Origin of the sequence: Pseudodesulfovibrio sp. 7M6 (genome assembly GCF_050058625.1) — a bacterium.
Taxonomy (GTDB): domain Bacteria; phylum Desulfobacterota; class Desulfovibrionia; order Desulfovibrionales; family Desulfovibrionaceae; genus Pseudodesulfovibrio; species Pseudodesulfovibrio salinus.
Genome location: NZ_CP188816.1, coordinates 2,626,219 through 2,645,584, shown reverse-complemented (window position 1 = coordinate 2,645,584; position 19,366 = coordinate 2,626,219). Strand labels below are relative to the sequence as shown.

Genomic DNA, 19,366 nt, shown 5'->3' with positions numbered 1-19,366 from the left:
AGAAGAGGTAAATTGGGCCAAATTGGCAGGAAATGGCGTATCAAGTAGGGAAAAAGGCAATTCCAGCAGGTAATGACGAATTGTCATTTCTGGTGAAAAGAAGCATGATGCATTGTTTCATTTGGGAAAAGTTGGCGGAAGTCTGGTTGCGAAGGTTTGGGTGTGTGTCGCCTCGCCTCGGTGCCTTCCATTGATGGTGTTCGGAAGGAATGCCGTGGTTTGGGTCAATTGTGTCAGAGAGGCTTTGGGTGAATACAGCTGTGCCGAGTATCCATATTCAGCTACCGGCCGATGCCGCCTGGGCAGGGCTCATGCAGGCCGCAGCAGAGCAGGGTGGCGCCGTTTTCGGGCTGGACCCTTCCAAGAGAATGAGATTGGTCCAGTGCGCGGAGGAACTGCTGCTGTTTCTTGCTGCGGCGGAAGTCGGGGAGATAGAGACGACCATCCGGCCCATTGCCACCGGCGTGGAGATAGGGTGTTCCTTTGCTTCGGCGGGCGTCAATCTCTCAGCCCTAAATTTTGTCTCCGCCCCATCGGGCGAGGACGATGGCGACTGGACCTCCCTGCCGCTGTTGTTGGCCTCCCGGATGACGGACGGATTCCGGGTGGGGCTTGAGGCCCGACGCATGGAGATGGTCTTCCGCGTGGACAAGGCCTACCCTGAGCCGGATTTCTTTCCGGCAAAGCGCGTGTCGGTGCAGGGAAAACCGATTTTTGCCGAGGCCGGTGACGCCGGGCTGCTGCTGGAGGCGTGCAGCTCCATTAAGGGCTTCTATCCGATGCATGTTGTCCCGGAGTGGTGTTCCAGCCCGGGCCGGACGGCGGACCTCGTGCGTGCCGGAGAGCTTTCGGCCCTTGCCGCGCGGGACAGCGGAGACCGTTTGTGCGGTATCATTTTCTGGCGAATGCGATCCGAGCAGAGTGTGACCTTCTTCGGGCCCTATGATTTTTCCTCGGACGGCACCATGGCCGGAGAACTCATTACCGCCATGTTGCGGCAGGTCGGACGGACTCGCGCCCGTACCATCTTTAGCAGTCTGGCCACGGAACCGCTGGACGTGCATGGTTTTGAAAAGTTGGCCGAGCTGCCCTACCAACTGGAAGGGCAGGCTGAACCGGTCGTCCATCCCGTTTGGGGACGGATGCTTCAGGAGGACTTCGGGGCCGCTGTCTGGACGCAGGATGCGCTGACGGATTTTCTGCGTGATCGTTATGACTCCCTGGAGTTGATGCGAGACTTGCGGCCGGTGAGCGATCTTGGCGAGGCCGTGCCGTCTGGATCGGTTATTGGGGTTCGTCTTGTTCCGGCCCTGAGCGAGGTCTTTCTGCACCCGGAGCTTAACGGCGCGGATATGGGCGACAACATTGCCCGGCACGTTTCCTCCCTTGCGTCGGCAGGGTATAAAAATATTTTTTTTGAAATCGACCTTGGCAAGGGATGGCATGTCGCCATGGGAGAGCCCCTCCTGCAGTGCGGATTCCGTCCCGAACTCCTGTTGCCCCACGGTGGGCAGGCCGATACGCTGATTTTCCGATATGCCTCTGAATCTTGATAGCCTCATTCCGGAGCACATCCGGCTCTTCGATCCGTACAGACCAAGTCCGCCTGACGCCGAACTCATGCGTCTCAACGGCCTGGATTATCTGCACCGGCTGAACAACAACGAGAACATGCTCGGCCCCGCACCTGCCGTGCGCGAGCTGTTGGCCGGGATCCAGTCCGGCATCGTGCCCATATATCCGCATGGCGACAGCCAGGATCTGCGGGAGGCGCTGGCCGAGACACTTGGCCCGGACCGGTCGCAATTTCTGGTGGGCAACGGATCGTGTGAGCTGATTTCGAGCGTGGTCAAGGCGTTCTGTGAGCCGGGCGACAACATCGTCACTGCGGACAAAACCTTTGCCGTGTATGAGTGGGTGGCGGAGTTTTCCGGCCTTGAGGCCCGATTGATTCCGCTGGACCAGAACCTGCGGTTCGACCCGGAAGGCATGTTGGCCGCCATTGACGAGCGGACCAAGCTGGTCTTTGTCTGCAATCCCAATAACCCGACCGGGAGCTACTGGGACGAGGCCACCATGCGCCGTTTTCTGGACGAGGTGGATGGCCGGTGCATCGTGGTGGCGGACGAGGCCTATTTCGAATACGTGGAGCGTCCCGACTATCCGGACTGCATCAAACTGCTGAGTGAATACCCCAACCTCGTGGTCTTTCGGACTTTTTCAAAGATGTACGCACTGGCCGCGCTGCGGGTGGGCTATCTCTGTGCCGGAGAGGATGTAACAGACATCATCACCCGCGCCCATGTCGCCTATTCCGTGAATACCATGGCCCAGATGGCGGCTCGGGCCGCGCTGCTGGACCGCTCGCCGTTTATTGAAGAGACGCGGGCCATGGTCCGTCGCGGCCGGGAGATCATCCGTGCAACCTGCGAAACCCTCGGGTTGGAGCACGTCATCGGCGAGGGCAATTACGCCATGATCCGCACGCCTGTTTCCGACACCCTGCTGCAACGCAGGTTGTTGCGGCGGGGCCTGCTGGTCCGCACCATGACGGGTTTCCGCTTCCCCAACTGGATTCGTGTCAGCCTGGTGCGCACGCCGGTGCTGGAAGAGTTTGCCGAGGTCATGAAGGACTTGTTCCGCTAATAATCCAACCTGATATCGAGTTGAGTGGAGGGCAGTTGCGTCTGCCTTGTGCTCTTTCCCTGCGGGGACAGTTGAGACGAACGGAGATTGAAAATGAGCCATAGCAGAGAAGAAAATTTGAGACGGTTGCGGGAAGAGGCCTATGTCATTGCGCCGGGACAGAAGTTCGAGGTGGACTACTTCCGGCCCGAGGATGCCATCGGTGTCGCGCGGCTTTATTATGCCATCTACGGAGAGATATTCCCCGTGGATCATGTGTACGATCCCGAGGAATTGGTCCGTATCAATCAGGGGGACGATCTCTTTCAGGTTGTCGGCCGTACGCCGGGGGGAGATATTGTGGGTCTCTATGCCCTGTTCCGCTCGGCTCCGGGCCGCCGGATCATGGAAGCTGGGTCCTGGATGGTTCATCCCGACTACCGGAACACGTCCGTCGGTCTGCGGATGGTACGCCAAATACACAACAATCCCCCCGAGCACCTGGGACTCAACGCCATATATGGTCAGAGCGTGTGTGATATCCTGACGACGCAGAAGCTCGCCCGGGTCGTCAGCGGCCATCACTGCGCACTGGAAATAGAACCGATGCCGCCCCGTCCGGGCGAGGCCGGCGCCTATGGGCGCATCTCCCTCCTGGACGGCTTGGTCCTGATGGGCGATCGGCCGGACGAGATATATCTGCCCGAACAATATGACGCGCAGCTCAGGGGGATATATAAGGATTTGGAGCTGGAGCGGACCTTTGTCCGGGATATGGCGGGTGCGGAAGGCCTGGCTGCCTCCGGGCCGGTGGAGTATTCGGTACAGGCATTCGGCGAGTCGGATGTGGCCAAAATGGAAGTATCGACCCTGGGCAGCGATTTGGCCGAACGTATTGCCGAAATGGAACGGGACTACCCGGGCAGGCACGCGTATCAACTCGTGCTGCCATTGTGGCTCCCCGGCTCTTCCACGGCCGTGGCTGCCGCCAAGAAACAGGGATATTTCTTCGGCGGTCTGCTCCCCCTGTGGTTTGATAGGGACGCCCTGCTGATGCAGAAGGTGGCAGGCTCCCCGGATTTGTCCAAGCCGCTCCTGCTTACGGACATGGCCAAGGCGATCATGCAAATGATCGAGTCCGACTTGCGGACGTTGCCTTCGGCCGCTTCCTAAGGGCGTAGCCTGACGCTGAGGGGTGACATCCCCTGTGTCTTTTGCATTTGGTCAAGAAAAAGGACTTCAGGCAAATAACCTGAAGTCCTTTTTTATTGGCAGATGATTTTCGGGGAAGTGCCGTCTGGCCTAGGCGAAGTGGCAGGCCACGCGGCCGCCGTTGTCGCAGGTGGCGAGTTCCGGCTCTTCCACGGAGCAGATGGGCTGGGCCTTGGGGCAGCGGGTGTGGAACCGGCAGCCGGATGGCGGATTGACCGGGCTCGGGATTTCTCCTTCGAGCAGGATGCGGTTGCACTTGCGCGTTGGGTCGGGCACCGGCAGGGCCGAGAGTAGGGCCTGGGTATAGGGGTGCCGGGGGTTGGAGTAGAGTTCCTTTTTGGGCGCTATCTCCACCAGCTTGCCCAGGTACATGACGCCCACCCGGTCGCAGATGTGTTTTACCACGGCCAGGTCGTGGGCGATGAAGAGCAGGGTCAGGTCCAGCTTTTCCCGCAGGCGCGCCAGCAGGTTGATGATCTGTGCCTGGATGGAAACGTCCAGGGCGGAGACCGGCTCGTCGCAGACCACGACCTTGGGCTGGATGATCAGCGAGCGGGCGATGCCGATGCGCTGGCGCTGGCCGCCGCTGAATTCGTGGGGGAACTTGTTCTGGTCCGCGCGCTGCAACCCCACGAGGTCCATGTAGTGGTTGATCAGCTCGGCCGACGCCTTGCGCGAGTCGGTCAGCTTGTAGACCCGGATGATCTCGCTGAACATCTGGGACACGGTCTGGCGAGGGTTCAGGGAGCCGTAGGGGTTCTGAAAGACGATCTGGGCGTGTTTGCGGATGGCCCGGCACTGCCGGGGGCTCAGGGACGCGATGTCGATCTGCTCCTGGCCGGGCAGGTTCAGGATGACGTTGCCTTCGGTGGCCTGTTCCAGATTGATCATGGTCTTGCCCGTGGTGGTCTTGCCGCAGCCGGATTCGCCCACCAGGCCGAGGATTTCGCCGGGGTAGAGCTTGAAGGACACATCGTCAACGGCCTTGACCCAGCCAACCCGCCGCTGGAACAGCCCAGCGTAGATCGGAAAATATTTCTTGAGATTGCGTACGTCGATTATCGGTTCCATGGTCTGTATCCGTGTTAGCCGTTGTTTTCCTGGGCAAAGAGATTTTCATTCCAGCGGTGGCAGGCCACCTTGTGTCCTGGTTCCACCTCGGCAAGGGGAGGGAGTTCGTTCATGCACCGTTCCTGCGCATAGGGGCAGCGGGTGTTGAACTTGCACCCCTTGGTCAGTTCCAGCGGGCTGGGGACGATGCCCTTGATGGTGTAGAGTTCCTCCTCTTCCTCATCGATGCTGGGCAGGCAGCGCAGCAATCCCCAGGAATAGGGGTGGAGCGGCTTTTTGAAGAAGGTGTGCACCTCGGCGGACTCCACCACCTTGCCGCCGTACATGACGATGACGTCGTCGGCCAGCTCGGCAATGACGCCGAGGTCGTGGGTGATGAAGATGATGGTGGTGCCCAGCTCCTCCTGCAGGTCCCGCAGCAGTTCCAGAATCTGGGCCTGGATGGTCACGTCCAGGGCCGTGGTGGGTTCGTCCGCGATGAGCAGTTCCGGCTTGCAGAGCAGGGCCATGGCGATCATGCACCGCTGCTGGATGCCGCCCGAGAGGTTATGCACGTACTGGTCGAGCCGTTTCGCCGGTTCGGTGATGCCGACCTTGGCGAGCATGTCCACAACCAGATCCAGGGCCTTTTTCTTGCCCATGCCGTGGTGGGTGATGAGCACCTCGCTGAGCTGGTCGCCGATGGTCAGGACCGGGTTCAGCGCGGTCATGGGGTCCTGGAAAATGACGGATATCTGATTGCCGCGCAGGGTGCGCAGTTCCTCGTCGCCCATGGCCAGGATGGATTTGTCCTTGAAGGTGATGTCCCCGCCGACCACGCGGCCGGGCTTGTCCACCAGCCGGAGGATGGACAGAGTGGTCATCGACTTGCCGCAGCCGGACTCGCCGACCACGCCGAGGGTCTTGCCCTTGCGCACGTCGAAGGAGACCTTGTCCACGGCCTTGATGACCCCTTCGTCCGTAAAGAAATGGGTCTGCAGGTCTTTGACGGATAACAGAATGTCTTCCATGAGAATATGCCTTGGCTCTTAGGCCTTGATTTTGGGATCGAACACGTCGCGCAGGGCGTCGCCGATAAGGTTCCAGGAGAGGACGAACAGGACCATGGCCAGGGCAGGGAAGAATACCGCGTACCAGTATTCGAGCCCCTGCCAGTTGCGGGAGTAGCTGATGATCTGCCCCCAGTCCGCGTAGTCCTGCGACGCGCCGAGGCCCAGGAAGCTCAGGGCCGAGGCCGTGACCACCAGGGTGCCTATGCGCATACTGGCCTGGATGATGACCGGGAAGATGGTGTTTGGCAGCAGGTGGTTGCAGATGATCCGCATGTTGCTGAACCCGAGGGCTCTGGCCGCCTGGATGTATTCCTCTTCGCGCGCCTGCATGATGTTGCCCCGGATGAGCCGGGCCGTATCCATCCAGTCAAAGGCGATGAGGGCGATGACCACTTTGTCCAGCCCTTTGCCGAGCAGGGTGGTCAGTACCATGACCGCGATCAGGAACGGGATGGACATGAAGATATCCGTCACGCGCATGATGCACTCGTCGATTTTTCCCCGGAAATAGCCGGAGATGGAGCCGAGTATGATGCCGATGAGCGTGGTGGTGAGCACCACGGCGAAGCCGACGGCAAAGGCGGTACGGGTGCCCCATACGCAGGCATAGTAGATGTCGTACTGCCCCTCGGTTGTGCCGAAAATCAGGTCGGCGGTGGGCGGCTTGGGCGTGGTCAGGAACCCGTGCCGTGGGATGATATACGGGCTGATCCCCTCGGTGGGCGGTGCCAGCAGGGGGGCGAAGATGGCCACCAGGACGAAGAACAGCAACAGGGCGAATCCGATGACGGCCGTCGGGTTCGTGAACAGTTTCCGAAGTTTGCGTTTGGTTTCTCGATCAAGTCTCATGATGCCGTTCTCTTACTTCAATTGGATGCGCGGATCGTAGAACGCGTACAGCACATCGATGATCAGGTTGCCGAGGACCAGGAGCAGGGCGAAGAACAGGGTGCCGCCGAGAATGCCGGAATAGTCCAGCTGCTGGGCGGCGTGGGCAATGAACTTGCCCATGCCCGGCCGGTTGAAGATGGTCTCGATGATGACGGTCTGGGCCAGCATGTAGATGACCAGCCTGCCGGCCACGGTGACCACGGGGATCATGGCGTTCTTGGCCGCGTGCTTGTTGACGATCTGCTTTTCCGGCAGCCCTTTGGCGCGGGCCGTGCGGATGTAGTCCTTGTGCAGCACGTCCAGCATGCCGGAGCGGGTGATGCGGATCAGGAAGGCGGACCACAGGTAGGTCATGACGATGATCGGCCCCATCAGGTGGCGCAGCCCGTCCAGGAAGATGTCCACCCGTCCGTTGAGCAGGGCGTCCAGGGTAATGAGGCCGGTGTAGGACGCGTAGCCCGGAGCGTTGGTGGCCTGCTCGGCCCAGTTGCTCAGCACCCCCGGTGGAAACCACCCCAGTGCGCTGTAGAAGATCATGATGATGATCAGCCCGAACACGAAGTCCGGAAAGGACCAGCCTGTTATGACAAATATTCGTGTGGCGTAGTCGAAGAACGAGTTGTGTTTGACCGCCGTCTTCTTGCCTATCCAGATGCCGCCGAGAATGATGGGGAAAAAGGCGTACAGGGCAAGTTCCAGGGTCAGGGGAAATTTCTTTTTGATGGCCGTGGAGACCGGCATACTGGCGGATTCCGCCCAGCCGAGGTCTCCCTCAAGCACGTTGCCCGCCCAGCGGGCGTATTTGATGGGCAGCGGTTGGTCCAGGCCGTATTTGGCGATGAGCCGTTCGGCGTTGTCCCCCTTGAGTTCCGCCGGGGAGCTTACGTAGGCGCTCAGCAACTGGTACGGATTGAGCAGTTGCATCATGCCGAAAACGAATATGGACACTCCGAAGAGGGTCACGGGGATAAGCAGCAGCCGTCTGATGATGTAGGTAAACATGGCGTAAAATGGGGTCCCGGTGCGGCGGGCCGCACCGGGACTCCGGGTTGGTCGTTATTTGCTCAGCAGGTAGAAGTGGCGGCCGTGGCTTTCATTGATGGCGTTGTTGAACCATCCCTTGACCCAGTCGCGTTCCACGTGGATGCGGGTCGGCTGGTACAGGAACATGATTACGGCATCGTCCTCGGACTTCTTGCAGATCTCCTTGTACAGGGCCTCGCGCTTGGTCTGGTCGAACTCGCGAATACCCTGGTCCAGCAGAGGCTCCACGTTCTTCTTGGCCCACTCGGCATACGGAGCGCCCAGGGCGGAACCGTAGAAACCGGTGTGGTGCAGGATGGGGTAGGCCATGTTGTGCGGGTCCGGGTAGTCGGCGTTCCATTCCAGGGCCCACATGGGGTAGAAGCCCTGGAGGTAGTCGGCCAGCAGCGTGTTCCAGGCAAAGCTCTGGGACTCGATCTTGAACTTGGGATTGATGGCGCGGGCGTTGTAGGTCAGCATGTCGATGACGGCCTTGGTATCGGTACGGCCGGTGGCATAGGCGATGGTGAACTTGAAGCCCTTTTCCCACAGCTGGCCGCCCAGGGCGAGCTTGAACTCTTCCTTGGCCTTCTGCAGGTTGTAGCGGGCGCTGGCGGCACCTTCGGCATCATAGCCCAGCAGGGGCTTGACGACCGGGCCGTAGGCCTGCTGGGCGTTGCCGCCCATGACGTCCTTGATGATGGTGTTGGCGTCGTACATGTACTTGAAGGCGCGGCGCACATGGACATCGGCAAAGAAGTCGGCCGGGATGCCCTCGCCGTCCAGTTTGCCGGAACCGATGTAGCGGTTGCCGCCCTTGGTGGTGATCTCCTGATTGAAGAAGAGCATGTACAGGGAGAGCTGATCCAGTCCCTTGTAGACGCGGATGCCGTCCTTGCCTTCGACCTGGGAAACGTACTGGGCGTCCACGTCCGCCATGTCCACGTCACCGGCCAGCAGGGCCGCCTTGCGGGTGGACCATTCGGGCATGGTGACGATCTTGACGTTCTTGACCGCGGGTTTCTTGCCCCAGTAGTTGTCGTTGCGGGTCAGGGTCAGGCTGACGCCGTTGTTCCATTCCACCAGCTTGTAGGGACCGGTGCCGTTCATCTTGTCGTACAGGGGGTCCTTTTCGGCCTTGGGATCATGGAATTCCCACCAGTCGTCGGCCTTGCCGTCCCAGGCACCAACCTCGGCACACCATTCCTTGTCCAGGATGGAGCACCAGCCCGCGCCCTGCGGCAACTCGGACAGGAACGGAGCATAGGGGGCGGCCAGTTTGACGACCACGTCGTCGCCGTCAACGGAAACGGTGGGGGCGATGTACTTCTTGAACACGTCGGTCAGCACGGACTTGTACTGGGGCAGAATCTTGCCGTCCGCATCGAACATCTTGGCGTAGGGAGTGCCGGTCTTGTCCTCCACCAGGGCCTCTATGGAAGAGTAGCCGGTGATGGGCTCCAGCAGCATCCAGGAAGGACCGCCCGCGCGGTCGAAAATCATGGCGCGCTCAAAGGTGTATTTCACGTCGGAGGGGGTGAAGGCATTGCCGTTCTGGAAGGTCACGCCCTTGCGGATCGGGAAACGGTAGGTCTTGCCGTCCTTGGAGATCAGGCCGTTTTCCATGGTCGGGACCTTGGTGGCCAGATGTGGCAGCAGCTTGGTGACGCTTTCGCCGTCCCATGCGAGCAGGTTCTCGTAGACGTTCTTGACCGGCTCGTTGGAGGAAAGGTCGTATTGGAAGTATGGGTCCAGGGATTGCTGGTTGGCGCTTACCGCCTCGATCAGCGTATCGGGATTTTTGACAGCCCAGGCAGTGGTGCAGAACAGCATCGTGCACAGGGCGCCCAACAACAGTTTTTTCATCATTCTCTCATCCTCTTTTAAGGTTTGCACTACATCCTCCGCGAACGGAGAATGCATTCTCATAGGGCAAAATATCGGGTGCGCGGCAACTAGAGGGTCAGGGCGCGGGCGATGCTCTCCGCCGCCTTGGCCGTTTTTGCTATGCGGTCGGGATCGACCTTGTCGTAGGTGTCCGTGCTCTGGTGGTAGTAGTCATAGGGCCAGAACAGGAGCATGACCGAGGGGATGCCTTCCATATGGAAGGGGTAGTGGTCGCTGACCTGGAACTGGCGGTCGCCCCAGGCGATGTCGAATTCGCCTTCGATGGTTTCCGCAAAGGCCGCCTGGACCTGCTGCTGGAAACTGGCCGGTGATACCGTGGTCATCAGGGTCTCGCCCTGTCCCACCATGTCCAGGTTGATGACGTTCTTGACCCGGGCCAGTTCGCCCCGCTCCTTGAGGGTGGAGACAAAATAGTTGGAACCGTAGGAGACGTTTTCCTCGGCTCCGAAGGCGATGAAGCGGATGGTCTTTTTGACCCCGGCGTCGATCATCTTTTGGGCCACCAGGAGCATGGCGTCCACGCCGCTGGCATTGTCGCAGGCACCCGGGGAATCCGGGCTGCTGTCATAGTGGCCGCAGACCACGATTTCCTCATCGGGCAGAGCGCTGCCCTTCAGGGTGCCGATGACGTTGCGGGAGACCTTGCCGGGAGCGATGTGGCCTGCGATGTCCACGGTCACGGTGATCTCCGCGCCCTTGGCCAACTGCTCGTTGAAATACTCGTGATCCTCTTTGGCTATGACCACATAGGGGGCGCATCCGTAATTATGCCCTAAATCGTAAAGTACAAAATTGTTGGCTGGCCCGTCCACGTGGGCCACGATGTAGGCCAGGTGATTGCCGTCGTCGTCCACCACCGCGTATTTGGGCCATTCGAAGAAGCCGGTGGCGATGTACATGGTGCCCACATATTCCAGCTTGCCGGTCACGCCGCCTTCCGGGGTCGAGTCGCTATACATGAAAAGGCCCACGTCCATTGTTTTCTTTTCGGGCGTGAGCATTGTCAGGGACGGGTGGCGGTCCACTTCCCAACCGATGAATTTGAATTCCTGGGTAGAGACTTCGAGGCCGAGTGTCTCCATTTGGTCAGCGATGTATTCGGCGGCCTTTTTCTCTCCTTCCGAACCGGCGTAACGCGGACCGATGGCTTCGGAAAGATGTTTTGTGATTTCACCAGCTTTCAGCATGAACTTCTCCTTGGAACAGGTCGCGGACATGGGTGCCGGGCCATTTCTTATGTGTAGTAGATCAACCCTGTGTTGCGGTCTGTGATAACCCCGAGCATTCGTACGGCGTGGCAACAAGGAAAAACGCCCGAGTCGATTTGGTTTCAAGACGCTTCAGGGATTTTTGCATTACATGATGCCGGGTCCCAAGCAAGATGGGGGCCAGATGGCGGTTTTTGGGTCTGTTAAAAAATATTACCTTTATATTCAGGTGTGTTGAATGTGACGACTGATTGCCGATGCGCAAAAAACAGTGAATTGTCACAGCTGGACTGCTCGTTTTGTTACGTTTTTGTGAGGATACATTTTTGGCTGTTCGCATTTTGGCCACAAGAAAGGGGAGAATTACCTTGCGGTAACTTGGTCTATCGGCAATGTCATCAGCGGATTCCCGGGGATTTGCAGGGGGGTAGGATCGCTTTCTTACGGCGTGATGAAGCCTGAAAAGGCTGTTTCCCGTTTTCGTTATTTTTTTGTGCGGTTGAGGCGGCCGGGCTTCCTGGTGCGGCGCACATCTTTTGCCTCTGCAAAGTAAAAGGCGGGTATCCGCAAGTGTGCTGATACCCGCCTGTAGGCGTTTCATTCCCGATCACTTACCGGGGGGCGTAATGACGCAGAGCTATGGCCTGTCCTTGTTGATGCGCTTGATTCGCTTGGCAATGCCACGCCAGCGTTCCTTCTCAACGCGGTCCGCACTCTTGGCGCTGCGTTCGGAAAGGAAGTCGAGCTCGCGTTTCATCTTCTGGTAGTTTTCCAGACGTGCGGGGGAGAGGTCGCCAAGTTCCACGGCGGCCAGGACGGCGCAACCCGGTTCGTTCCGGTGCGAGCAATCTGCGAAACGGCACGACTCGGCCAATTGCCGGATATCCGCAAACGATGCGTCCACCCCTTGGCCGGTCTCATGGAAGGCGATCTCGCGGATGCCGGGGTTGTCCATGAGCAGGCCTCCTCCCGGCAGGAGGATAATCTCCCGCGCGGTGGTCGTATGGCGACCCTTGCCCACGCTCTGGCTTACGTTGCCGGTCGGCTGGATGTCGCTGCCGTGCAGCATGTTGGCGAGGGTGGACTTGCCTGCGCCGGACGAACCGATCATGGCAACGGTGCGGCCGGGGGGGAGGAGGTCCTTGATCTCCTGTTTCCCCCTTCCGTCCAGCATGGACGTCACTATGACGGGCGTGCCCAAGGCGATGCTTTCCGCTTCCAGTTGAAAGGGCGTCGTGTCCGCGTGCAGATCGGCCTTGGTCAGCACCACCACGGCGGAGAGTGCGCAGTTCTGGACGAGGGTCAGGTAGCGCTCCAGCCGCCTGACGTTGTAATCCCGGTCCAGCCCGCAGACGATGAACACCATATCAAGATTGGCGGCAATGGCCTGCTCGCGCTGTGCCGTCCCTGCCCGGCCTCCGCGCGAACCGGCCTCGCCACGGGTAAGGAGGCTCTTGCGCGGGATCACCTCGGTGACGACGGCGTCATCAAAGAAGACCCAGTCTCCGGTAACGGGATAGTCTCGTCCCTGTCCGTGCAGCAGTCTCCCGGCAGGGGCGCAGAGCCGTTCCTCCTGCCCGTCCGTTACCAGAAACCGTCCTCGCCGGACACTGAGCACGCGGCCTATTTGACCAGGGTGTCCGCCCATGTCCGCCACTGCGTGGTCGAAGTCTTCGTTCCAGCCCAGGGCATGGAGTTGTTTCGTTTCATGAGATGTATATGTCGGTGTTTCCATTCGATTGGTCATTTGTCTCACCATTTTCAGTGCGGCCGCCGAGAGCGGCCATGTGATAGCTGTCGAAGTCCGTGGCGTGTGGCTGCGGACTTCGGGTACTTGGGGATGGTGGGGGCGTTGCGGAAACAAAGGGAACGACAAAAGGCTTGTTTCAGGCGAAACAAGGATCAAACCGGCCGATGCAGCCGGGGCGCAACACTGACTGGTTGCGGGGGAAGGGCGGTTTAATCCTGTCGATTGCCGTTTGTTTCGGCAACGTCGGACACAAGATCAATAAACCGGGTGAACATCCAGACTCCTTGGTGGTTATGAACGCACACTGTCCGAATACCCGATAGGTGTCAATCGTTATGGTTTTTGGGTGGTTGGAGGACGCGGTCCAGTGTGCCCTCCCTCTGCCGGTAGCCGGAGGAAAAGCACGGCCGCAACGGCACAGTGTCCGGACAGGCAATAAGTTCTGAGCGCATACAAATAAAATATTCGTAGCAAAAATGCAGCATACAGGATTGACTCGTGTTACGATTGGGACTAGCGTGTCACCTCCACAACCAAGTTGTGAACGCATCCTGCGGGAAGGGAGTTTCTGACCCTAGGGCGAGCGCGTCTCGACGTGACTTTCGCCCTGTCAGCGTCGCCGCTCCCCCTCCTTCCTCGTCGGGATTACCGAGGAGGCTTAATGACACAAGCAATGACCGCCCGAATGGTCGAATCTGATATCCGGACCGGTGCCGGAGAACCGCAGGTCGTCGCCTGCCGTGGCAATGCGTTCGTCACCCGCGTTCGTCTTGTGGGCGGCAGGGTGGACGAGGCCTGGAGCACGGGGCGTATGATGCGCAACATGGACGTGCTGCTCAAGGGGAAGCTGGATGCCAAGGGTCGACCCGACTTTGTGCATCAGGCGCACTGCCTGTGCAATGACGGCCATGCTCTGGCCGCCATCCGGGCCGTGGAGAATCTGGCCGGAGTGACGTTGCCGCACTGCGCGGTCCTGGTTCGAAGACTGGTCCAGTCCCTGCGGTGTATTCAGGAGCATCTGCTCCATGTCTATCAATTCCATTTTTCCGATTGGGTCAGTCTGGACCGGGCCTTGCGTGCCGATACGGCCGAAGCCGCCGTTCTGGCAGGGCCTTTGGGACAGGACGCGGACCATTTTCGGCTGATACAGGATCGGTTGCGGCTGGTGGCCGAGTCGCGTGAGTCGCGCCTGCCGGAAAGCGCATATGAAGGATCGGACGCTTGGCACCTGCTTCTTTACGCGCATTCCCTGGAATCGATTCGGGCCGGGGCGTCCATCCAGGCTGCACTGGCTCTGCTGGAGTGCGGTCCCAAGGGGTTCAAGGCGTACCGTATAGGCGGGCTGCCTGATGATCTGGACCTTGGCTGTGGCATTCTGGAGCAGTTACGCGGTGCGCTTGCCGACTGTCGTGATTTTATCTGTACGGTCTTTCCTGCCGACATGGCCCGATTGGCCGGGATGTATCCGACCTGGTCCGGAATTGGCGGGGGAGGGGCTTTTCTGACCTGGGACGATGTGGCGGGGAGCGGCTTGGTTGCTCCCACCGCCGGCACTCAATCCTGGAGATCGGCGGTCCCTGACGCCGGTGCGGTCCGCGAGGAGCGAAACCCGGATTGGAGTTTGCCCGACCGCCAGCGGTATCGGTTGGTGGCGAATGGGGATGATCCCTCGTTTCTTTGGGGCGAGGGTGCCTATTTCTGGCTGCCCGCCCCACGGCATGGAACTGCGGCCTGCGAGGTCGGACCGCTCGCACGGGTTATGGGCGGCTGGCTCCTCGGGGATCAGGCCATTTCCCTTCATTTACAGAACATGCTGGATACCTCCGGTCTCACCTCCGGGGCCATGAATTCCACCATGGGGCGGCTCGTTTCCCGGGCCGTGGAATCCGCCGCTTTGGTGGACTCCGTCGATGGCTGGCTGGATGAACTGGAACGCACCCTTGCCACGGAAAAAATCCGATCGGTTGATTTCAGCCTGCCTGCATCGGGCATCGGTGTCGGCCGGGTCGAGGTCCCGCGCGGTACTCTGGCGCACACCATCCGTTGGGGCGAAGGGCGAATCCTTGATCACGACTACCTGATCCCTTCACTTTGGAACTTCTCGACGCGTGACACCGGTGGCGTTCGCGGTCCGCTTGAGCGTGCCCTGTTGGGCACTTCTGTGGCCGATGCGAACCATCCCGTGGAAATACTGCGCACCCTGCACGAACTGGACCCCTGTAACGGGTGCCATGTGGTGGTCGAGGACCGGGATACCGGCCGCATCACCCTGACCTTAGCCTAGCGGAACAAAGGAACCGGAAAATGAATCGGGCAATGATACTGGATGGTTTGAAAGACGAGGCGGGGCAGGCGGCGCTGTTCGACACGGCCGATGCGGTGCGCCACGATCAGGTGGGCGACGATGTGCAGTTGCGCGGCGTTGTCCATTTTTCCAACTACTGCCGATGCAATGATATTTACTGCGGACTGCTGAGGGACAACCATCAGTGCAAGCGGTTCCGCATGACCGAGGACGAGATCGTGGATACCGCACTGGCCATCGCGGATGCGGGACTGCACACCGTGGTCCTGCAATCAGGCGAGGACTCGTATTTCACCCGGGCCAGGATGTGCTCCATCATCGAGCGCATTCTCAGTGAGGCGGATGTGGCCATCACCCTGAGTCTCGGCATGCGGTCCCGCGAGGACCTGACCGCCTTTCGGGACGCCGGGGCCGAGCGGTACCTGATGAAGCATGAGACCATGAACCCGGAGCTGTATACGCGTATGCGCTCCGGGCTGCGACTCGACGACCGCCTCAAGCTGATCGCACTGCTGCGCGAGGTCGGCTTCCAGGTGGGTGTGGGCAACATCGTCGGCCTGCCGGGCCAGACCTTGGAAGACCTGTGCGAGGATATCCTCTTTTTTCAGGACTTTCAGCCGGACATGATCAACATCGGCCCGTTCATTCCCCATGCCCAAACCCCGCTCAAGGATGATCCGGCAGGCGACATCGAACTGATGCTCCGGGTCTTTGCCCTGACGCGGATGGTCACCGGCAACACGCATATGGCGGCGGCCAATACCGTGGCCACGCTGGACCCTGATGACGGGCAGTATCGCGCTCTTACCCAGGGCGGGGCCAATGTCATCATGCCCAACTGCAATCCGTTCCTGAAGAGCAAAAACGACAAGATCGAATACGAATTTCAGATCACCACCCACAAGCGCTATGTCTCGGTGGAAGAGGCGAAGAGCGTGGTGGCACGGGCCGGAAGAAACATTGGCGGGAGCAAGGGGCACTCACTCAAACTGGAAGGAGCACTGCATTGATAAAGGTAGCGATTTACGGAAAGGGCGGCATCGGCAAATCCACGGTGACCTCCGGGATATCGGCCGCGCTCGGCATGGACGGGCAGCGTGTCATGCAGATCGGCTGCGATCCCAAGACCGACTCGACCATCAACCTGCTGGGCGGGGTCCCACCCATGCCCATCCTGCAATACCTTCAGGAACACGGCAAGCCGGAGACCCTGGACGCCATTGCCAAACAGGGATTTGGCAACGTCACCTGCATGGAAGTGGGCGGCCCCACGCCGGGAGTGGGCTGCTTCGGCCGGGGAATGCTGACGGCCTTTGAACTGCTCGAAGAGATGGGAGCCTATGATATCTACAAGCCGGACGTGGTCCTTTACGACATCCTGGCCGACGTGGTCTGCGGCGGCATTGCCGTGCCCATGCGCGAGGGGTTCGCGGACAAGGTGTGCATCGTTACTTCGGGGGAGAAAATGGCCTTGCTCGCGGCCCGAAACATCATTCTGGCCCTGCGCAATTTTGCGGACCGCAACTATGCGGAGCTTGGCGGCCTGATCCTCAACTGCCGCGACATGGCCGACGAAGTGGAGCGGGTGGAGGCGTTCGCCCACGAGATGGAGACCTCGATCATCGGCGTCATCCCTCGTGATACGGCCATTCATCGGTTCGAGGAGGACGGCAAGTCCATTGTGGAGGGGGATGCCTCGCTGCCCACGGCGCAGCGTTTCATTGATCTGGCCCGGACCATTTCCGGTTTTGCCGAAGAACGGAACGCCGCCTGAGCCCGGCCAACGCAAGGAGACTAGAATCATGGATTTGGATAGCACCCGCATCCGGGTGAAAGACCTCAAGGAAAAGGCTGATTTCCCCTTTGCCCCGCTGGAGGGCGTCGGCCCCAATCTGGCAGGCTGGGGTGTCATAGAGACCTGCCTGCTGTTGCCGGAATCCGTGGCCATCATGGTCGGCCCCTCGGCCTGTCTGCGCCACTCCGCGTTCATGGCCCACGCCCGTGGATTCACTGAACGGTTCTTCATGCTCTGCGTGTCGGAGTTGGACATGACCATGGGCAACCATCTGTCCAAGGTGGAGCAGGGCATGGCCGATATACTGGCCCGGCGTGATGAAAAGGTAGCATTCCTCATCGTCGGCTGCCCGGACTACATACTGGGCACTGACTTTACCGGCGTCATCAACCGACTGGAGGAGAAGACCGGCAAGAAGATCATCCTCGGTGCCATGGCCCCCATTACCATCGGCATGAAGGAATCGCCCTTTACCTCCGCCTATACCTCGTTTTTCGACTTCCTGAAGGACGAGAAGCGCGAACCGGATGAAAACCGGCTCAACCTGCTCGGCACCTTCATGCCCCTGTCCGATTCCGGGGAGTTCTACAAGATTCTGTCCGACGCGGGCGTGGATGATGTGGTGCAGATTCCACTTTGTCCGGACCTCAAGACCTTTTCGCGCATGGCCCATGGCCGTGCGTCGGTGGTCATGCACCCGCTGGCCAACGGCTTGAGCGGCAAGCTGGAAAGCGAGATGGGCATTCCCACCTGTTTCGCCCCCATGGCCTACGGTTTCTCGACCATCCGGGAGCAGTACGAGCGAATTGGCGAGGCCATGGGCCGCACGCTGTCCGTGGACAAGGTGGAGGCGGACGCCCGCGAGGCGGCCCGGCCCATGCTGGACACCTTGCGCGGCAAGTCCGTGGCCGTGGGTTGCTCCATCAACGGCAGCCCCTTTGAGCTGGCCCTGTTCCTGGTGGATAGCGGGGTGGACGTGAACACCTTGTTCGCACGCGGCACCATTAAGCCATATGAATGGAAACTTATCGATCAGTTGCGGATGGTCAAGCCGGATATCCAGGTCTACAACGCCTCCCACCCGGCCCTGTGCGGCCAGACCGCGCCGTTCGACGACGTGGATGTGGCCTACGGCGTGGACGCGGGCATGTTCTGCGTCAATGCGGCCAACGTGCCGCTCTCCCGGTATCAGGAACAGAAGTACGGCTACGAGGCCACGCTCTGGATGCTGGACCAGACCCGCGAGGCCATGGAGCACCCGGTGGCGAACCGCGACTGGATCTACGCCCACGACTTTCTCATCTAAGGAATTGCAATGAAAGAATATCATCACCTTCTTCCCCTGGCCACGGGCTACTTCGGCGTCAGCTCGGCCCTGTACGATTACGAGGGACTCGTGGTCGTCTACGGCCCGGCTGGCGGGGCATGGCACATCAATATCGAAGACGAGCCCCGCTGGTATCGCGGTCCGGCCACCGTGGTCGGTGCCGGGCTGCTGGAAATGGACGTCATCCTCGGCAACGACGACAAGTTCATCGACAACATCGTCAAGACGGCCAAGGGACTGAACCGCAAGTTCGTGGCCCTGTCCGGCACGCCCATATCCGAGATCATCGGCACGGACCTCAAGGGCTTTGCCCGGACCATCGCGGCCCGCACCGACATGCCGGTGTTCATGGTGCCCACTGCCGGTTCCGAGCCGTACCCCGAGGGTGCCTCCAAGGCGTTCCTCGCCCTGGCCGAGAAGTTTATGGACGCGGACGCGCCCAAGATCGGCAATGGGCTGAACGTGCTGGGTGCCATTCACCTGTCCGTGGGCAAGGAAACCCACCTCGACCCGCTGTACAAGGCGTTGCAGGAGGACGGCTATTGGCTGGAGGGGCTTTTCTCCGGGCCGCTGCTTGGTCGGCTCGATCCGCTGGAGGGCGTGCGCAACGCACCGGGAGCTTCGGTCAATGCTGTGGTTTCCAGCAGCGGGCTGGCCCTGGCCGAGCGCATGTATGCGGACTACGGCATCCCTTTCGTGGTGGGTATGCCTGTGGGACTGGCCGGTTATGAGAAGTTTCTCGACATGCTCGGCGGTTCCGATCCCAAATCGGCCGAGGACGGCGAACCCGTCCGCCACAAGCACGCGGTGGTCATCGGCGAGCCGGTGATGAGTTACGGCATGAAGTATTGCCTGGAGCACGACTTTGGTGTGGACAGGGTGGATGTACTCTCGGTTACGCCGAGCGACCCGATGTTTCGCAACAGCGAAGGCTGCGCCGGGGTGTTGGGCGAAAAGGGCGAGCATGACCGCGACACTGACGACGAGCGCGAGATTGGCGAATTGATGAATGCGGATGGAGTGGACCTGATCGTGGCCGATCCCTGCTATCGTCCGCTGCTTGAGGGCGACGCCCTGTTTGTGCCCCTGCCGCACACCGCCATGAGCGCGCGGATCAATTGGGACATGGACTACGAATACGCCGTGGACAAGGGCTACGAATATCTGGCTTCGCAACTGCTGGACGACTGACGTCCGCG

15 protein-coding genes are annotated in these 19,366 nt (G+C 60.1%); 8 read left to right on the top strand and 7 right to left on the bottom strand.

The window, feature by feature from the left end; all coding sequences use genetic code 11:
• The first annotated feature begins 260 nt into the window (after positions 1-260).
• The 3 genes from ACI0FG_RS12545 (at position 261) to ACI0FG_RS12535 (ending at position 3,798) form a co-directional block, all read left to right on the top strand.
• Positions 261-1,553 carry a hypothetical protein gene (locus tag ACI0FG_RS12545; RefSeq protein ID WP_419785344.1) on the top strand — a complete coding sequence of 431 codons (1,293 nt, stop codon included), beginning with the start codon at positions 261-263 and terminating at the stop codon, positions 1,551-1,553.
• Complete coding sequence (locus ACI0FG_RS12540) at positions 1,537-2,646, top strand: pyridoxal phosphate-dependent aminotransferase (RefSeq protein WP_419785343.1); 1,110 nt, start codon at positions 1,537-1,539, stop codon at positions 2,644-2,646. Before ACI0FG_RS12545 ends, ACI0FG_RS12540 begins: the two co-directional genes overlap by 17 nt.
• Positions 2,647-2,739: 93 nt before the next feature.
• The gene (locus ACI0FG_RS12535) at positions 2,740-3,798 is read left to right on the top strand and encodes a hypothetical protein (protein WP_419785342.1); all 1,059 of its coding nucleotides are present in this window, start codon (positions 2,740-2,742) and stop codon (positions 3,796-3,798) included.
• A 129-nt stretch (positions 3,799-3,927) separates the two neighbouring features.
• Here ACI0FG_RS12535 and ACI0FG_RS12530 read toward each other — a convergent pair whose 3' ends face one another.
• The 7 genes from ACI0FG_RS12530 to rsgA all read right to left on the bottom strand — a co-directional run bounded on the left by ACI0FG_RS12530 (position 3,928) and on the right by rsgA (position 12,737).
• The gene (locus tag ACI0FG_RS12530) at positions 3,928-4,908 is read right to left on the bottom strand and encodes an ABC transporter ATP-binding protein (RefSeq protein WP_419785341.1); all 981 of its coding nucleotides are present in this window, start codon (positions 4,906-4,908) and stop codon (positions 3,928-3,930) included.
• Positions 4,909-4,922: 14 nt separating this feature from the next.
• Positions 4,923-5,918, bottom strand: a complete 996-nt coding sequence (locus ACI0FG_RS12525; RefSeq protein WP_419785340.1) for an ABC transporter ATP-binding protein — start codon at positions 5,916-5,918, stop codon at positions 4,923-4,925.
• Positions 5,919-5,936: 18 nt separating this feature from the next.
• Entirely contained in the window at positions 5,937-6,809 is an 873-nt protein-coding gene (locus ACI0FG_RS12520) for an ABC transporter permease (protein WP_419785339.1), read from the bottom strand.
• 12 nt (positions 6,810-6,821) lie between these two features.
• Entirely contained in the window at positions 6,822-7,853 is a 1,032-nt protein-coding gene (locus ACI0FG_RS12515; RefSeq protein ID WP_419785338.1) for an ABC transporter permease, read from the bottom strand.
• A 54-nt stretch (positions 7,854-7,907) separates the two neighbouring features.
• A complete protein-coding gene (locus tag ACI0FG_RS12510) occupies positions 7,908-9,743 on the bottom strand; it encodes an ABC transporter substrate-binding protein (RefSeq protein ID WP_419785337.1) in 1,836 nt (611 codons plus the stop codon).
• Between the two features lie 86 nt (positions 9,744-9,829).
• Positions 9,830-10,969 (bottom strand): M28 family metallopeptidase, encoded by a 1,140-nt coding sequence (locus ACI0FG_RS12505; RefSeq protein WP_419785336.1) that lies wholly within the window; start codon positions 10,967-10,969, stop codon positions 9,830-9,832.
• Between the two features lie 658 nt (positions 10,970-11,627).
• Entirely contained in the window at positions 11,628-12,737 is a 1,110-nt protein-coding gene (rsgA, locus tag ACI0FG_RS12500; RefSeq protein ID WP_419785335.1) for a ribosome small subunit-dependent GTPase A, read from the bottom strand.
• A gap of 664 nt (positions 12,738-13,401) precedes the next feature.
• Between rsgA and ACI0FG_RS12495 the strand changes: the two genes are divergently transcribed.
• Genes ACI0FG_RS12495 through ACI0FG_RS12475 form a run of 5 tightly spaced genes read left to right on the top strand, consistent with a single transcriptional unit; the run spans position 13,402 to position 19,358 of the window.
• Entirely contained in the window at positions 13,402-15,024 is a 1,623-nt protein-coding gene (locus ACI0FG_RS12495) for a nickel-dependent hydrogenase large subunit (protein ID WP_419785334.1), read from the top strand.
• Positions 14,967-16,055 (top strand): [FeFe] hydrogenase H-cluster radical SAM maturase HydE, encoded by a 1,089-nt coding sequence (gene hydE / locus ACI0FG_RS12490; protein WP_419785333.1) that lies wholly within the window; start codon positions 14,967-14,969, stop codon positions 16,053-16,055. The genes ACI0FG_RS12495 and hydE overlap by 58 nt, the downstream gene beginning before the upstream one ends.
• Complete coding sequence (locus ACI0FG_RS12485; protein ID WP_419785332.1) at positions 16,052-16,819, top strand: nitrogen fixation protein NifH; 768 nt, start codon at positions 16,052-16,054, stop codon at positions 16,817-16,819. Before hydE ends, ACI0FG_RS12485 begins: the two co-directional genes overlap by 4 nt.
• Positions 16,820-16,847: 28 nt before the next feature.
• Positions 16,848-18,146: a nitrogenase component 1 gene (locus ACI0FG_RS12480; protein WP_419785331.1), complete on the top strand. Its 1,299-nt coding sequence runs from the start codon at positions 16,848-16,850 to the stop codon at positions 18,144-18,146.
• A gap of 9 nt (positions 18,147-18,155) precedes the next feature.
• Complete coding sequence (locus tag ACI0FG_RS12475; protein ID WP_419785330.1) at positions 18,156-19,358, top strand: nitrogenase component 1; 1,203 nt, start codon at positions 18,156-18,158, stop codon at positions 19,356-19,358.
• Positions 19,359-19,366: the final 8 nt, after the last annotated feature.

Excerpts from the sequence above, each read along its gene's own strand:
- rsgA (WP_419785335.1), bottom strand. The coding sequence starts at position 12,737 with ATGACCAATCGAATGGAAACACCGACATATACATCTCATGAAACGAAA.
- ACI0FG_RS12525 (WP_419785340.1), bottom strand. The coding sequence starts at position 5,918 with ATGGAAGACATTCTGTTATCCGTCAAAGACCTGCAGACCCATTTCTTT.
- ACI0FG_RS12520 (WP_419785339.1), bottom strand. The coding sequence starts at position 6,809 with ATGAGACTTGATCGAGAAACCAAACGCAAACTTCGGAAACTGTTCACG.
- ACI0FG_RS12540 (WP_419785343.1), top strand. The coding sequence starts at position 1,537 with ATGCCTCTGAATCTTGATAGCCTCATTCCGGAGCACATCCGGCTCTTC.
- ACI0FG_RS12515 (WP_419785338.1), bottom strand. The coding sequence starts at position 7,853 with ATGTTTACCTACATCATCAGACGGCTGCTGCTTATCCCCGTGACCCTC.
- ACI0FG_RS12505 (WP_419785336.1), bottom strand. The coding sequence starts at position 10,969 with ATGCTGAAAGCTGGTGAAATCACAAAACATCTTTCCGAAGCCATCGGT.
- ACI0FG_RS12475 (WP_419785330.1), top strand. The coding sequence starts at position 18,156 with ATGAAAGAATATCATCACCTTCTTCCCCTGGCCACGGGCTACTTCGGC.
- ACI0FG_RS12495 (WP_419785334.1), top strand. The coding sequence starts at position 13,402 with ATGACACAAGCAATGACCGCCCGAATGGTCGAATCTGATATCCGGACC.
- ACI0FG_RS12480 (WP_419785331.1), top strand. The coding sequence starts at position 16,848 with ATGGATTTGGATAGCACCCGCATCCGGGTGAAAGACCTCAAGGAAAAG.
- ACI0FG_RS12530 (WP_419785341.1), bottom strand. The coding sequence starts at position 4,908 with ATGGAACCGATAATCGACGTACGCAATCTCAAGAAATATTTTCCGATC.
- ACI0FG_RS12510 (WP_419785337.1), bottom strand. The coding sequence starts at position 9,743 with ATGATGAAAAAACTGTTGTTGGGCGCCCTGTGCACGATGCTGTTCTGC.
- ACI0FG_RS12535 (WP_419785342.1), top strand. The coding sequence starts at position 2,740 with ATGAGCCATAGCAGAGAAGAAAATTTGAGACGGTTGCGGGAAGAGGCC.